This is a genomic window from Chitinivorax tropicus, assembly GCF_014202905.1.
GTDB lineage: Bacteria > Pseudomonadota > Gammaproteobacteria > Burkholderiales > SCOH01 > Chitinivorax > Chitinivorax tropicus.
Genome location: NZ_JACHHY010000018.1, coordinates 34,813 through 50,683 on the forward strand (window position 1 = coordinate 34,813; position 15,871 = coordinate 50,683).

Consider the following 15,871-nt stretch of genomic DNA (forward strand, 5'->3'; position numbering starts at 1 on the left):
TCGCTTACACCGCCATCAGGTCAGCTTCTTTGGCCGCCAATAGCTTATCAACTTCTACGATGTACTTATCCGTCAACTTCTGCACATCATCCTGGGCCCGACGCTCGTCATCTTCGGAAATGGCTTTGTCCTTGAGTGCACGCTTCAGTTGATCATTGGCATCGCGACGTACATTGCGGACGGCAACCCGGGCATCTTCTGCTTCGGAACGCACCACCTTGATCAGATCCTTACGACGCTCTTCGGTCAGCGCCGGCATCGGTACACGGACGACATCACCCATAGAGGAAGGATTCAAACCCAAGTCGGAATCGCGGATGGCTTTTTCGATTTGCGACACCAACTTCTTCTCAAAAGGAGTAACGCCGATAGTGCGCGCATCCAGCAATGACATATTGGCCAGCTGATTGATCGGCGTGGGGGCGCCATAGTAGTCGATGGTGATGTGATCCAACAGACCGGTATGCGCGCGGCCCGTACGTACTTTCCCGAGGTTGGTCTTCAACGCCTCGATCGACTTCTGCATTTTCTGTTCAGCATTTTTCTTGACATCGGCAATCATGCCTATCTCCTTGTTCTATCGTTATCGGAATGGGGCTCAGCAATGAACCAAGGTACCTTCGTCATCACCCAGGACAACTCGCTTCAGGCCACCCGTCTTGAAAATGCTGAACACATTGATCGATAACTTCTGATCACGGCACAGCGTCAGCGCTGTTGCATCCATGACCTTCAAATTCTTGTGGATCGCCTCATCAAAGGTGATCTTCTGATAACGCACCGCATCTGGGTTCTTTTTCGGATCATCCGTGTACACACCATCGACCTTGGTGGCTTTCAACACGATATCCACATTCATTTCCATGCCACGCAATGCAGCTGCAGTATCAGTGGTGAAGAATGGATTGCCCGTACCTGCGGCGAAAATGACAACCTTGCCTTCTTCCAGGTAACGCATTGCCTTACCACGGATATAGGGCTCAGCGACCTGTTCGATGGTCAAAGCTGACTGAACACGGCTCACCACGTTGATGTGGCGGAATGCATCCTGCAATGCCAGCGCATTCATCACTGTTGCCAACATCCCCATGTAGTCAGCCGTGGCGCGATCCATCCCGGCCGCGCCCGGCGCAACACCACGGAAGATATTGCCCCCACCGATCACAACCGCGACTTGGACTCCAAGATCTACCACTTCCTTGACTTCCGAAACAATGCGCTCAATCGTTGCCCGATTGATGCCGTAGCTGTCGTCGCCCATCAAGGCTTCACCGGACAGTTTCAACAGGATGCGTTTAAAGACGGGGGCTTTTTCCATGTTTTATACCTTTGCAGCAGCTGCAACTTCAGCAGCGAAATCAACCACTTTCTTCTCAATGCCTTCGCCAACGACGAACATTTGGAAGCGTTTGACCGATGCCTTCTTCTCGGCCAGCAATTTCTCTACTGTCTGATCAGGATTCTTCACGAAAGGCTGGCCCAACAGGGTGATTTCTGCCAGATACTTGGTGATACGGCCTTCGACCATTTTCGCAACGATATCTGCAGGCTTGCCAGATTCAGCAGCTTGAGCGGTGTAAATTGCGCGCTCTTTGTCGAGCAGGTCAGCAGCAACTTGCTCTTTGGAAACGCAAACGGGTTTGCTCGCTGCAATATGCATCGCCACATCTTTACCAAGCTGCTCGTCGCCACCAGCGAACTCAACCATGACGCCGATCTTGGAGCCATGAAGGTAGACAGCAAGCGAATCAGCCGTCTGGAAACGGACAAAACGGCGAACCGTGATGTTCTCACCCACTTTGGAGATCAGCGCCTTGCGAGCCTCTTCCACAGTCTCTCCGGAAGCCAGCTTCACATTGGCCAATGCTTCAACGTCAGCCACATCACCTTCGGCAATTGCCTGTGCAACCGCTTTGGTCAAGCCAACGAAACCTTCATCCTTAGCAACGAAATCTGTCTCGCAGTTGACTTCAACCAGCGCCCCGACTTTACCGTCAGCACTGACGAACTGGGCGATGGCACCTTCAGCAGCAGTACGACCTGCCACCTTACCAGCCTTGGCACCACTCTTGATACGCAGAATTTCTTCTGCTTTCTTGATGTCGCCTTCCGCTTCAACCAGTGCTTTTTTGCACTCCATCATGCCGAGGCCAGTTGCCTCGCGCAGCTCGGCCACCATCTTTGCGGTAATTTCAGCCATTTTGATCACTCCTGAGGATTTTGACCGCCCGTTCGCACGAGGAACGGGCCAGTTGATGCTATAAAAAAGGGGCTGTCGCCCCTTTTTTTATTCGGCAGCTTGTTCGGCCGATTTTACTTCTACAAACTCATCGCTGGGGGCGACTTCTTTTGCAACATTGCTGCGACCTTCCAGAATCGCATCAGCAACGCCACGAGCGTACAGACGGATTGCACGGCTGGAGTCATCGTTGCCAGGGATGATGTAATCAACGCCTTCAGGGCTGTTGTTGGTATCAACCACGGCGATGACAGGGATGCCCAGTTTCTTGGCCTCGGTGATGGCACCTTTCTGGTAGCCAACATCGATCACAAACAGTGCATCAGGCAGACCATTCATACCCTTGATGCCGCCCAAGCTACGCTCCAGCTTGTCTGCTTCGCGCTGCATATCCAGCAGCTCTTTCTTGGTGAACTTGTCGTTGGTTGCAGGATCAGCCAACATTGCTTGCATTTCATGCAGACGCTTTACGGATTGCTTGACTGTCTTGAAGTTGGTCAGCATGCCGCCCAACCAGCGCTGATCAACATAAGGTGCATTTGCGCGGGAAGCTTCTTCTTTCACGATGTCGCGAGCTTGGCGCTTTGTACCAACAAACAGGATGCTACCCTTGTTGGCAGAGAGCTTGCGAATGAAGCTCATTGCCTGCTCATACATGGGCAGGGTTTTTTCCAGGTTGATGATGTGAATCTTGTTACGATGACCGAAAATGAACGGTGCCATTTTCGGATTCCAGTAACGGGTTTGGTGGCCAAAGTGAACACCAGCCTCCAACATTTGACGCATACTAACAGACATGGATGACTCCAATATTAAGGGTTATTACCGCCACCCGCCTTGAAGCTTGCACCGACATCGGTGCACACCCTTAAGTGCGGCAGGTGTGTGATTTCAGCTTCTTCAGGAAAAAGCTAATTGGAGATTGTAACATTCCAGGCGCATTCCGCTCAAGCTCCGCTTGGTTTTGGCCTCACCCGCTGACTCACTGTCGATTGCCTGGGAATGGCTAATCTTTTATCCTTAACAATTACACTGGAAGATCATTAGTCAATCAATTTTATGTCCATCATCATCAAAAACGCGGACGACATTGCCAAGATGCGCGTTGCAGGCCGCTTGGCAAGCGAAGTACTCGATTACATCACGCCCTTTGTCCAGGTCGGTGTCACCACCGGCGAGCTGGATCGGTTATGCCATGAATACATGACCAATGTACAAGGCACGATCCCTGCGCCACTCAATTACACGCCACCTGGCCATACACCTTATCCAAAGTCCATTTGCACGTCTATCAATCACCAGGTTTGCCATGGCATCCCAGGGGATCGGGCATTGAAAAATGGCGATGTGGTCAACCTCGACATCACGGTGATCAAAGACGGTTATCACGGTGACACCAGCCGGATGTTTGAGTTGGGAGAAGTATCCATTCAAGCGAAGCGCTTGTGCAAGGTCACGTTCGAGTCCATGTGGCTGGGAATCGAGCAAGTCGCACCCGGCAAGACGTTGGGTGACATTGGCCATGCGATTCAAAAATTTGCTGAAGGGAACGGTTATAGCATCGTTCGCGAATTCTGTGGTCACGGCATCGGCCAGCAATTTCACGAAGATCCACAGGTGGTGCATTATGGGCGACCCGGCACAGGCGTCAAACTCCAGCCAGGGATGATCTTCACCATCGAGCCAATGATCAATGCTGGCAAAGCGGGCATACGTATGATGGGGGATGGCTGGACAGTTGTCACCAAGGACCACAGCCTCTCCGCTCAGTGGGAGCACACCGTGCTGGTGACGGATACCGGATATGAGGTATTGACCGTGTCAGAGGGTGCCCCACCCAAGCCTTTCTAACTGCAAGGATCGCGCCTTGAATACCCCGCCGGCCATACCGGTGATCGATGCCGCCCACTGGCGGACACACCTTCAGCGGACGCGTGACAGGCTCAGGGCGCACTACCTTGCCAGTCAGGATGTCGAATGGCTGTTGCGCGCGCATAGCCAAGCCATCGACGAGGTATTGGCCCGTCTATGGACGGACTTGTCTTTTACCCCGGATGTCGGACTGATTGCAGTAGGTGGTTATGGTAGGCAGGAGATCTATCCGTTTTCCGACATTGATCTGTTGATTCTGATCCCACATCGGGATGATGTCGGTCTGAATCAGCGGATCGAGTACCTGATCAGCCTGTTTTGGGATATCGGGCTGGATGTCGGACACAGTGTTCGCACACTGGAAGAGTGCGTACAAGAGGCGGATAAAGATCTCACGGTTCAGACCACCTTGCTGGAGGCTCGGCCTCTGGCATGCGAGCCGATGCTATTCCAAAGGCTGAAGCAGGCACTGCATGCCCAGCTTGATCCGCTCAAATTCTACGAGGCCAAGCTGCTGGAACAGCAGCAACGCCATATGCGCTTTCACGGGGTGGCCTACAACCTGGAGCCCAACACCAAGGAAAGCCCGGGTGGCTTGCGGGATCTTCAGGTGATCATCTGGATTGCCACGGGCGCGAATGTGGGTCGCACCTGGAGCGATTTGGCCTCGAAAGGCATCATTTCGACTGCGGAAGCCAGGCAGATTCACCGTGCAGAAAAGGTACTGAAGAACCTGCGGGTGGGCTTGCACTATTTGGCCAATCGCCGGGAAGATCGTCTGTTGTTCGACTTGCAGAATCAGCTTGCCCAAGCTGCGGCTTTCAGCGATAGCGCGACCCAACGCGCCAGCGAGCGGCTGATGCAGTCTTATTACCGCGCCGCGCGAACTGTGCTGCAACTGAACGATATTCTGGTACAGAATCTGAAAGGCCGGATCGTGTCGATCCTGGCACCGGTGGAGGTGCTGAACGAACGGTTCTTTGCCCGGAACAACCTATTGTTGGCACGAGATCTCAAATTATTCGAGAAACAGCCTGCTGCTATTTTTGAAGCCTTTTTACTGTTTCAGCAACACGCGTCACTGGCTGGATTGGGGGCCAAAACCTTACGGGCACTCTGGAACGCGCGTGGCAAAATCAATGCCGACTTTCGCGCCAACCCACGCCATCAGCAGCTGTTCATGGACATCTTGCGTGCACCCCGCGGGCAGACCCGGGTACTGCGACGCATGAATCTATACGGCATTCTTGGGCGGTATATCCCAGCATTTGGCAAGATTGTCGGGCTGATGCAGCACGATCTCTTCCATGTCTACACCGTAGACGAGCATATCCTGATGGTCGTACGCAATCTGCGGCGCTTTGCCGTCCCAGAGTTTGCCCATGAATACCCGCTGTGTTCAAAGCTCATCGCTGACTTTGACAAACCTGAATTACTCTATCTGGCGGGTCTGTTTCATGATATCGCCAAGGGGCGTGGCGGCGACCACTCCAGTCTGGGCAAGGTGGATGCATTGGAATTCGCTGACCAGCACGGCCTGTCGCCTCAAGATAGTGAGCTGGTTGCCTGGTTGGTCGGACAGCATCTCAATATGTCATCAGTGGCGCAGAAACAGGATGTATACGACCCGGAGGTGATTGACCATTTTGCCACGGAAGTTGGCACCCAGCGCCGGTTGACGGCGCTCTATCTACTGACTGTTGCCGATATTCGCGGCACAAGCCCTAAAGTGTGGAACAACTGGAAAGCCAAGCTGCTGGAGGATCTTTTCCATGCGACGTCCAGACGCCTCTCGGCGGGCAATTTCAACTTGGTGACCTACATAGAGGAGCGCCAGCACGAGGCACAGGCCCTGCTGCGTTATTACGGACTGACCAGCGATGCGCACAAGGCGCTGTGGAAGGAGCTGGACACCGTCTATTTCATGCGACACGACGCACGCGAGATTGCCTGGCACACCCGTGCGCTGTATTGGCGCACCCAAGACCCGACACCCGTTGTCAAAGCCAAGCTGTCAGATGATGGCGATGGGTTGCAGGTTCTGGTATATGTGCCTGACCAGCCCCAGCTGTTCGCACGCCTTTGCAATTACTTTGAGCGCGCCCGGTTCAGCATTGGTGAGGCAAAGATCTACACCACACGGCACGGCTTCGCGCTTGACAGTTTTTACGTATTCATCCCGGAAAACAGTACCGATCATTATCGAGACCTGATCGCGCTGATCGAATATGAACTGACAGAGAAACTGCGCATGCAGGCCCCTATCGAGATGCTTTCGGCGGGCCGGATCAGTCGCCAGCTCAAACACTTTCCATTGCAGCCCCAGATCAGCATCCGCAGTGACGACAAGCAGAATTATTATGTGATGTCGGTCATCGCGGGCGATCGCCCAGGCCTGTTATCCCGCATTACCCATGTTTTGAACAACTGGCAGATCAGCATCCACTCCGCCAAGATCTCGACGCTCGGAGAGCGCGCGGAAGATACCTTCCTGATTACCGGCCCCGGGTTGTCGGACAGCAAGATCCTGGTTCAGGTTGAAGCAGACCTATTGGGCGCACTCAGCACTTGATCATTAGAAGACGGTACGGTCTGACCTTTCCAGATCAGACCTTCCTCCGCCTGTTTGTTACAGCTGCCCACTCAGTAACTTGCACGGATGGTAAGGCCCGCCGTATTCGCATCATAGTCACCGTTCTCCACGGTTGAATCCCGATGCTCCTTACTGAAAGATAACGAAATGGTCGAGTTGCGCATCCACTCGTAATCGAGCCCGATGGTGAACTGGCTCTCTCGATTGACCCGAGGGTCGATATTGAACAAGCCCTGGTTGCCCGCTGCATAACTCAGGCGCTCATATTGCCAGGACATCCTCGCTTGCACTTTGGGTGACAAGGCCCAGAACGGCTCGATGCGAATACCATTGCGAAGCGCATAGTTGAAATAAGCGGACTGTTCGTCCCCACCGATTTCGCGCCACATGGTTCCCTGCAAGCGAATTTTGCCGGTCAGCTGATGACGCAAACCCAAGCGCCCGGTATAACCTGCATAATCGCGTGCTGTCACCTGGGGGTGGGTCCGTCGCACATGACCTACATTGCCTTGCAGGCTGGTCAACCCGGTAACCTGCCAGTCGACGGAAACGCCCACTTCATCCTGTCGGTATCCTGCGTCGATACCTTGTGCAGATCCCGGAAATACGATGGCTTGCTGATTCGGATACTTGGCATTCAGCCGGCTGTAGGTCAGGCCAACACTGCTGCCCGTTGCTGGCAGATAGCGAAAACCCGCCGAGTACTGATCCACGTCGTAGTTGAGCACACGGCGCGAATTCAAGGTGTGCTCGGTCTTGCTCCGGTTTGCGCCTGCTTCTACCTGCCATTCCGGCATGAATCGATAGAAACCAGTGCCGCTGATCCGATTCACATTGGTCACATCCCGCTCCGCCAGATCCAGATATCTCAATTCAACTGGCCGCCGGCTGTTGGCCCAGGATAGACGCCCCCCGGCATTGGGGGTGATGCGCCAATCCCAACCCACCTCCCCCTGATGGCTCCGATAGTTAAGACCAGTCAGGCTATGGTAGCGGACATCTTGTGCATCCAATTTGGCATCGAAACGCTGCAGACTGACGGGCATCCACCACTTCACCCCCGCAGCCAATGCCCGCATGCTGTCAGCCTGCACGCGCTGTGCACTCCGTGTGATATTCGAATCATGGGTGTAACCTGCCTGGCCATAGGCCACAAAACGATCACCCTCATCTTCTGGCGCGGCCACCGCTGAAACGGCCATCGTGGCCAGCCCGCTTAAAATGGAATAAAAAATTATATTTTTCATTAGCTTACCAAAACTGCCACTGCCCTGTGGAAACAACCCAAACACCTAGCACCCCGTTTGTGACGGCGTGTGCAACGATGGGTACCGATATACGCCCCGTCTGACGATACAGCCAGCCATATGCCACCCCGGCGATGATGCCTGCCAACCACTGTTGGTGTTCCAGACCAAACAACACCGCAGTGATCCAGAAAGCCCGTCCATCCGGCCTTTGGGGTGGAGACTCCAGAAAGGCTTCTTGCGAAAGCCAGCGCATCAGGAATGATCGCCAGAACAATTCCTCCATGACCGGCACGATCAGGGCTGCCCCCAGCCAACGGGTGGCTATCAACCAGATGTCCAGCTGCCCTGTAGCATCAACTGGCCTGTATCCCTTCATTTCACCCATCAACATCCAGCCCTGATCCAGGTGAATCCAGACCACGAACACCAGAAGACCGACCGTGATCCCCAGCAGCCACTGCGCCCACGTCAAGGAGCCAGGGGTGCGCAGCTCGCGGTAATCACGGGAGAACCAAGCCAGTGCAATGAGCACACTACCCACTTTGATGCCATATAGCCAGCTTGTCTGATAAGGCGTCAATTGGAGCCATGTAGCCAAGTAAGGCGATATCGCCAAAAACAGGAAATACAGACCGATCGGCAGACACCTGGCCACGATGGGACGTGGCCACCCAAAGATCAATGCAGTCGAATTCATCACAAATAGGTTGTTCGATCAGAAAGCATTGCGATCCCGAATCACCAGCAATGCTGTCCGGAGAATGATGGATACATCCAGCCGCAAGCTCCAGTTTCGCAAGTAATCCAGATCATACTCAATACGCTTTTCCATCTTGTCCAAGGTTTCCGTCTCACCGCGATAGCCGTTCACTTGTGCCCAGCCGGTGATGCCAGGTTTGACCTTGTGGCGCACCATATAGCCTTTGATCAGCTTCCGGTATTGCTCATTGTGCGCCACGGCGTGTGGCCTGGGGCCGACAATGCTCATCTTCCCTTCCAGCACATTGATGAATTGTGGCAATTCATCCAGCGATGTTTTGCGGATGAATGCCCCCACCTTAGTCACGCGCTGGTCATTCTTCTGCGCCTGAACCACGGCAGCGCCGTCTTCACATACAGTCATGGAGCGGAACTTATAAACCAGAATCTCCTTGCCATCCAGGCCGTAACGTCGCTGTTTGAATAGCACTGGGCCTTTGGAGTCCATCTTGACGGCAAGTGCCACCGCCGCCATGATCGGTGCGATCAACACGAGGATGACAATCGAGAAGATGATATCGGAAACCCTTTTCAATATCATGTTCATGCCATAGAACGGGGTTTCACAAACCGCGACAACGGGTAAGTCACCAACCCGGTCCAGACGCGCCTGAATCAAATCGAAGGTGAACAGATCCGGCACGAAATAGATGGAAGTCGTGGTATCCCGCAGATCATCCAGCAATTTCAAGATTCGCGGCTGCGAAGCCATAGGTAGCGCGATATAGATCCGTGATACCTGCTGCGCCTTGACGTACTCGGCAACATGCTTGAGGCTCCCCAGGTGTTTGCAGGGCAGATCCTCACCCAGGCGATCCAACCCACGATCATCGAAGATCCCCGCCAGCGACATGCCATGTTGGTCTGAATGCTTCAGTGATTCAACCAAGCGCCTACCCGTTTCATTCAAGCCGATCACAACAGCCTTTTCCTGCTCTGAATGATGACGGAAAAACGATGCAAACAACCCGTTCATCAGCCCATGTGCCATCAATTGGGCCACGGGTGTGGCAGCAAGCCACAACATGATGCCTTTGGGATAGAAACGATAGATGTATTCCGTGGCATACCCCAGCAATACCAACAAACCCGCGACCATCGCCCAATGAGCAACCAGATCGGTCAGGGTGCCACCATCAATACGCTCGTAGCGCTGGCCCGGAAAGGTCAATAGAAAGAGCAGAACGCACAGGACAAAATCGTCCTCACGGAAGTGCCCTCCTACCACGCGAACGGATACATACCACATCACCATCGCGATGATCGGATCAATCAGCCATTGAATCAGCTCTACACCTGTCGGGTCTGCCCGGAACAGGACTTTGGAATTACTGTTCATCATGCTTCCAGCCTTGATCTTCGCTAGCTGCGTACAGCAAATTTACGAGCAACCATTTCTTTCAACAACAACCAGAAGAAATACATGTCCTCGATGAAATAACGACGGAACATGCGCCGAGGTTCCTGCAAAAAGCGATGGAACCACTCCAGGCCACACTTCTGCATCCACCTGGGCGCACGTGAAACCTTACCGACCATGACATCAAACGTGCCACCAACGCCCATGGCGAAAGGCACCTTCATCAAGGGTTGGTATTTGCCGAGAAATTGTTCTTTCTTGGGCGAGCTGATCGCAACAAACAAAAGATCTGGCTTGGCATCCGCAATCATCTGTGCGACCTGCGCTTCGTCCTCCGGCTTCCAATAGCCATTGCGATACCCAGCAATCTGCAGCGTGGGATATTTGGCGATGAATTGCCTGCTCATCCCTGAGACAACTTCTTCCTTGGCCCCCAGGAAGAAAACCCGCCATCCCTTCACTGCCGAGTGCTTGATCAGATTCTCAAACAGATCAACCCCCGCCACCCGCTCTTTGAGCGGGACGCCCAAGAGTCTGGAAGCCCAGACCACCGGCATGCCGTCCACACTGATCAATTCGCAATCATTGATGATCTGCCGTAATGAGTCGTCGCGAGCAGCCTTAACCACCTTGTCAACATTGACACAGCCATGTTGATGTGGCGTCCCGCTCTTTACATATTCTTCGACGCGATCCAGCGTCTCACCCATCGATAGGTTATCCACCTGGCAACCCAACACTTCAATTCTCATGTCTGCCTTTCCATTCACCGTGCGGGCTATTTCACATCAACCGGGCGCCCCGGCTGCATTGCAATGCGCTTGCCCGCAATATTGACAACATACCCTTCATCCAGCCTGTTCACTGTCATGTCTGCCGCCTCGGCGCAGCCCATGCGCAACAACATCAGAATCTGGGATTTCTTTGACTTTTCCTTACTGCTGAACCGGCCATGCCACTGATTGGACCAAAACCGCTTGCTCGGATCCGGATCCACGGTGAACCGGTCTGTCTGAGAGAACGTCAACTCATCATCCGATAGTTGATCCACACACATCACTGTGCTGCCTTCAGCCACTTTGATCTGCTTGGGGGATATCACCTCCATGGTCTTCATGGTGTGCAAATTCCACTCCCACTGACGGGGGGTATCTGATGACAAGGCGTCATAGACCAGCACAAAACCCGGCTTCAGGTAGGTCATTGAACGCTGAGCCAGCAGCAATGCGCCGCCGTATGCCCGTGTGGCGTCACCGGTCATGACGGTGTAGCCCGTCATATGGCTGAATCGGGTGATTTCGCCGCGGGCATCCATCTGGCCGGTCAGCTGCCCCTTCCCGCCATCAAAGGTGATCGCATTGTGGGCCAAGGTCTGTTGATACCACTTGCTATGATGCGGCGAGCCATACCAGTCATAGAAACCACTATCTAACGCCATTTTTTTGCCTTCATAGTTGATGATGAAGGAATTCTGATCTGCATGACTGTGATTGAAGGAGCCAAACGCGCTGGATTTGAAATACAGCGAAAAACGTTTCGGATCCGATAACGAACTGTGGACAGCTGCCCAGCCAATTGACGGAAACACCGCTGCATCAGGGATACCCTTGGGAAAGGTGACATCTCCCGTATCAACAGGGGCCAACAATTGCAACAGACTAGAAGGATCGGTCGATTTCTGATTGGCGCCATGCCAGCGATAAAGCTGGGATGGAACCCGCATGGTATAGGGGACGATGAAAGAAGCATCGGGCACAGCATCCGCCCCCTCCCCAAACCCACCGCTTGGGCTACCCGGTGGCGCGAAGTACAGCAGGAAATTACCGGTGTTTTTCAGCCATACTTTTTGGTATGGGTCGATTCCAGTGGCGCGACGAATGGCATCCCAATAGTGGAGATTTGGATCAAAGTGCCAGGACCCATAACCGGTACCCTGGGAAAACCCGCCATCCTCTCCGCCCCAAGGGGACATGACCGCCATTGCCCAAGGGACATAGAGCTTGAACAATGCTTCGGAATTGGGCACCTCGCCGCCAATGATGGACACAATCGCCGCCATTGCATTCAAACCCAACCACCCGTGCGAATCAAATGGGCGTACCATCATCCGCTTGGATGAACCCATCAGCGACAATTCAATCTGCGTCAACCGCTTGCTGATCACATCCCTTAACTTGGCGCGCTCATCGGTAGTCAAGCCATCGTAAAGCCAATCATAGGCAATGGCCAACGACCACAGGATGTTTCTTGGCATATGGTGGCTAGGCTCGTAGGCACTTGGCCCATCCGGGTCCCAAGATGCCAATTTCAGTGCCCGCGCCTTGGCATCGTTCAATGCAGCCTCATTCCGATCGATACGCCAGATCAGTGCCTGCTCCATGATATGGTCAAGCTCAGGCTTGAGATCGCGCATGATCGCGAGCATTTCAACTGCGGCATCACGCTGAGACATGTCGGCGGACGCTGCTACCGACTTCACTTCATCCACCTGCGCCCTGGCTGCAAAAACCTTGGTACGTGCTTTCAGTTTGTTGTAGGCATCTTTACGAATACCCGTCAGAGCGTTCTTGATTGCAGTCAGCTCCGCACCTTTGGGAAAGGTACGAGGATGAGGAGACGCCTTCAATTGGTTGTAAACACCATCAATATTCGACACGTCCGCATTGCCCCCCCCACCTGTGACGGTGAAAGTACGCCAATCACTCCATACATCAAACTGTCCATTGGCCTTTTTAGCTCTGATCCGCCATTGATATGTGCCCCTTGCCAGTTCCTTTGGCAGCGGAAACCAGTTGTAGGCTGCGTCATGTGCCTGCTCGGCCCCAGATAAGGGCTGCACCACCAAGTTGTACCCAGCAGCACCCGGTGCGGCAGGCCAACTCAGATACACCGGGTTTTGCTTAACCAATGCGCCATCAGCTGGAATGATCGGCATATCCAATACACCCGCTCTACCAAGCCAGTCGGTGGATGGGGCACGGTTGGGCTTGATCCAACTCGTTGTCACTGATGGCGAAAAATCTGCAGCAAACGCCACAGGCAAGGCAACCAGGCCCAACAACGCCGTTTTGACCAACGGAAAACGAATCGAGATCATCATTGTTTTTCTCACAAGTAATAGCCAAGCTTGAGTCTTTGCAAGACCACATCCGCTGCGAAATCACGTTCCACACGCAATCTGGCGCGTTTTGCACACGACTCCCGATGGGCCGTATCCGATAAAAGCCTATCCAATGCCTGAGTCAACGACACCACATCGCCAGCCCTGACTGTCTCACCTTCTGTACCACACCTGAGCATGTCAGGCACCGCGCCAACGCGGCTTGCCACCACTGGCAACCCAGCAGACATAGCCTCCAGAATCCCCATCGGCATTCCTTCTTTATACGAAGGAAGCACGAAAACCGTTGCAGAAGCCAGTAACTGGCTTTTCTGCTGCCCTACGACCCAACCCAGCAGATCGACATGAGCCTCCAGCTTCAATTGTCGGATGAGGGCAACCACCTGCTCACGCTCGCCCTCCCCGGCCACGGACAAACGCAAATCAGGGAAACGCTTAATCAATTCAGCAATTGCACGTAAAAGATCGTAAATACCTTTGTTGGCGTCCAGCTTGCCCATGAACAGGACATGGCAAGCATCCCGGTCTGCTCTGATGTAGGGCAATAGTTGGATCGGGTTTGGAAAGATCACCGTTTTGGCCTGTGGCACCACCTCCAAAACCCAGCGCTCAGCCTCCGACGACAACACAAAGACCTGTGCCGCTCGCGACAATAAAAAGCGAATCAACCGACGCCCCAATGCACCACATCCTTGTTGATAGAAACCCGCAAACAAACCGCTATGCAGATGAAAGATGTAAGGCACACCAAACGAGGTGGCCACCAACATGAAGGTGGCTTTCCGCCATAAACTGGCCCTGGTGGCGACATGGGCATGTAGCATCGACACCCGTCTCGTCACCAACATCCAGACAAAAGTGGTGAATGTCGAGCACGCCTGCCGCAACTTTCCGGCTTTTCCACCTTCGATATGAGTCGGCAAGAACACTGCCTCTCCCGATGTGAACAATCCCGCCTCCCGGTAAACACCCAATACAGTCGCCATGCCGCCTTGGGCACTGAAGTGAGGGCCAATGACCACAACTTTTCTCATATCAGATTCAATCAATCAGCTGAAACCCAAACCAACAATTTAATGAAACGAATTGAAAACTGCTCGACTCACCAGGCCATCCAGAACAATGTTCTGACCATTTTAATATTCAACCTAATATGCCAACACGTCGTTCCACCTGCTATACCTTCAATACCTTTCGCCTCATGATCGCTTTATTTCGCTCATTTGATGATTCCAAATCCAATTGACGACCTAGTGAATTCGCCAATCCAAAAAACATCCAACAGATCCATACATATTTTGGATCAGCTGCCAGAGGAGACGTCAGTGAATTGATCAAAATGAAAGTAGCCGATACATTTGCCATCGCCCAATAAAAGCAGACACGCCGATCTCTATGGCCATGAATACCCAATAAGGACTGTATCCATAGACACATCACGGAAAACAGCATGAAGACAGCACCAAACCAACCAGCCTCTGCGATGAAATTTGGCCAATAGGTGTCCACCAGAAACTCTCTTGCCACATACCAGTAGTAGCGCTGAAATCCAAGCTGCTCAAACATGGACAAATCAAATTTCTGTGCCCCCACCCCACCGAAAGTACCCAATCCGCTACCCAGCGGAAAATAGGTGGAGGCAATCTGAAAAGAATATTTGTAGAAAGCTGCGCGTGCTTGAATGTCCTTCAAGGGAATATTACCCGCCAATCCCCACTCGATGGCCAGATCATAAAGTGGGGTATGTTTGAAATTCATAATCAAATACCCTGCACCCAGCAATGCGAAGATCGCAAAAATGGAAAATATCATCCACCTTGTATTTCGCATGAAATAAACGACGACGATCAAGAGCGACATCAGCAAGGAAAATGTCTCGCCACGCTGCCCAGACGCAACCAATACAAAACCATAGCCAAAGATGGGCAGCCAGCAATCCTGACCACCGACAAACAATAGCCTCAACAGACAGAAACCCAGTAACAAGGCTGTGAATGTAGCCAACATACTGGCATGAAGAAACGGGCCTGGTAGTTTAGGAAATTTATTTGCGAGGAATGGATTCAAGTCATGCATGCGCTCGGCATGCAGGGGGAACAGCGCCCAATCGATTGAGGGAGCAAACCACTGCAACAGGATGAAGGGTACAAACAATAGCCAAATCCATCTGACCCAACGCCATAACACCTGATCAGATCGAGCATTCCAGGCTACCGCCAATCCTGCGCCAAGCATCAGATACAACTTCAAGTTGAAAATCGTCTGATACACCGCTGCATAAGTGCCTGATCGGCCAAATACCGTCGAAAGGCAGGCCAACGCAAAGAAAAGCAGCAGAAAGGCAATAGACATCCGCACCCAGAACAGCTGCTTGGTTGCGCTGAAAAGGTATCTGATCGCGACAGGCGCAATTGCAAACAAAAGGACATCGATCAGGCTTTGCAAGGGAAGCCGAGTGACCAAGGACCCCAATGGCAAAACCAGTACCAGCGCGGCAATGGTGAAAAATGGCCAAGACCCGATTTGTTTGGCTGATCCTGAAAATATGACATACACAGCCCAGACCGCGAAACACATTCCGCCGACCGCAGCCAGCAGCAATGGCAAAAGCTCAGCCACCACTGCCAAACCCGCTACGACACTGATGGAAATCAATCCCAAGGCCAATAGCGTCCGC

13 protein-coding genes are annotated in these 15,871 nt (G+C 53.0%); 2 read left to right on the forward strand and 11 right to left on the reverse strand.

Annotated features, from left to right (window positions below):
- Positions 1-4: 4 nt before the first annotated feature.
- The 4 genes from frr to rpsB all read right to left on the reverse strand — a co-directional run bounded on the left by frr (position 5) and on the right by rpsB (position 3,037).
- Positions 5-562 carry a ribosome recycling factor gene (gene frr / locus HNQ59_RS13970; protein WP_184040639.1) on the reverse strand — a complete coding sequence of 186 codons (558 nt, stop codon included), beginning with the start codon at positions 560-562 and terminating at the stop codon, positions 5-7.
- Positions 563-598: 36 nt separating this feature from the next.
- Entirely contained in the window at positions 599-1,318 is a 720-nt protein-coding gene (gene pyrH / locus HNQ59_RS13975; protein WP_184040643.1) for a UMP kinase, read from the reverse strand.
- A 3-nt stretch (positions 1,319-1,321) separates the two neighbouring features.
- Positions 1,322-2,200: a translation elongation factor Ts gene (tsf, locus tag HNQ59_RS13980; protein WP_184040646.1), complete on the reverse strand. Its 879-nt coding sequence runs from the start codon at positions 2,198-2,200 to the stop codon at positions 1,322-1,324.
- 87 nt (positions 2,201-2,287) lie between these two features.
- Positions 2,288-3,037: a 30S ribosomal protein S2 gene (rpsB, locus tag HNQ59_RS13985; protein WP_184040649.1), complete on the reverse strand. Its 750-nt coding sequence runs from the start codon at positions 3,035-3,037 to the stop codon at positions 2,288-2,290.
- 261 nt (positions 3,038-3,298) lie between these two features.
- Here rpsB and map point away from each other — a divergent pair, with 261 nt between their 5' ends.
- The gene (gene map, locus HNQ59_RS13990) at positions 3,299-4,090 is read left to right on the forward strand and encodes a type I methionyl aminopeptidase (protein WP_184040652.1); all 792 of its coding nucleotides are present in this window, start codon (positions 3,299-3,301) and stop codon (positions 4,088-4,090) included.
- A 16-nt stretch (positions 4,091-4,106) separates the two neighbouring features.
- On the forward strand, positions 4,107-6,683 hold the full coding sequence (locus tag HNQ59_RS13995; protein ID WP_221320249.1) for a [protein-PII] uridylyltransferase: 2,577 nt from the start codon (positions 4,107-4,109) through the stop codon (positions 6,681-6,683).
- Positions 6,684-6,754: 71 nt separating this feature from the next.
- On the opposite strand, the gene epsL is transcribed toward HNQ59_RS13995, so the two are convergent.
- The 7 genes from epsL to HNQ59_RS14030 all read right to left on the reverse strand — a co-directional run bounded on the left by epsL (position 6,755) and on the right by HNQ59_RS14030 (position 15,861).
- Positions 6,755-7,951: an XrtB/PEP-CTERM-associated polysaccharide biosynthesis outer membrane protein EpsL gene (gene epsL / locus HNQ59_RS14000; RefSeq protein WP_184040655.1), complete on the reverse strand. Its 1,197-nt coding sequence runs from the start codon at positions 7,949-7,951 to the stop codon at positions 6,755-6,757.
- Positions 7,952-7,955: 4 nt separating this feature from the next.
- Positions 7,956-8,651: a CAAX prenyl protease-related protein gene (locus HNQ59_RS14005; protein WP_184040824.1), complete on the reverse strand. Its 696-nt coding sequence runs from the start codon at positions 8,649-8,651 to the stop codon at positions 7,956-7,958.
- 18 nt (positions 8,652-8,669) lie between these two features.
- On the reverse strand, positions 8,670-10,052 hold the full coding sequence (locus HNQ59_RS14010; protein ID WP_184040827.1) for an undecaprenyl-phosphate glucose phosphotransferase: 1,383 nt from the start codon (positions 10,050-10,052) through the stop codon (positions 8,670-8,672).
- A 23-nt stretch (positions 10,053-10,075) separates the two neighbouring features.
- Entirely contained in the window at positions 10,076-10,825 is a 750-nt protein-coding gene (locus HNQ59_RS14015) for a WecB/TagA/CpsF family glycosyltransferase (RefSeq protein ID WP_221320250.1), read from the reverse strand.
- Between the two features lie 26 nt (positions 10,826-10,851).
- Entirely contained in the window at positions 10,852-13,173 is a 2,322-nt protein-coding gene (locus HNQ59_RS14020) for a DUF4962 domain-containing protein (RefSeq protein ID WP_184040657.1), read from the reverse strand.
- 8 nt (positions 13,174-13,181) lie between these two features.
- Positions 13,182-14,228: a glycosyltransferase family 4 protein gene (locus HNQ59_RS14025; protein WP_184040660.1), complete on the reverse strand. Its 1,047-nt coding sequence runs from the start codon at positions 14,226-14,228 to the stop codon at positions 13,182-13,184.
- Positions 14,229-14,370: 142 nt separating this feature from the next.
- On the reverse strand, positions 14,371-15,861 hold the full coding sequence (locus tag HNQ59_RS14030) for a hypothetical protein (RefSeq protein WP_221320251.1): 1,491 nt from the start codon (positions 15,859-15,861) through the stop codon (positions 14,371-14,373).
- Positions 15,862-15,871: the final 10 nt, after the last annotated feature.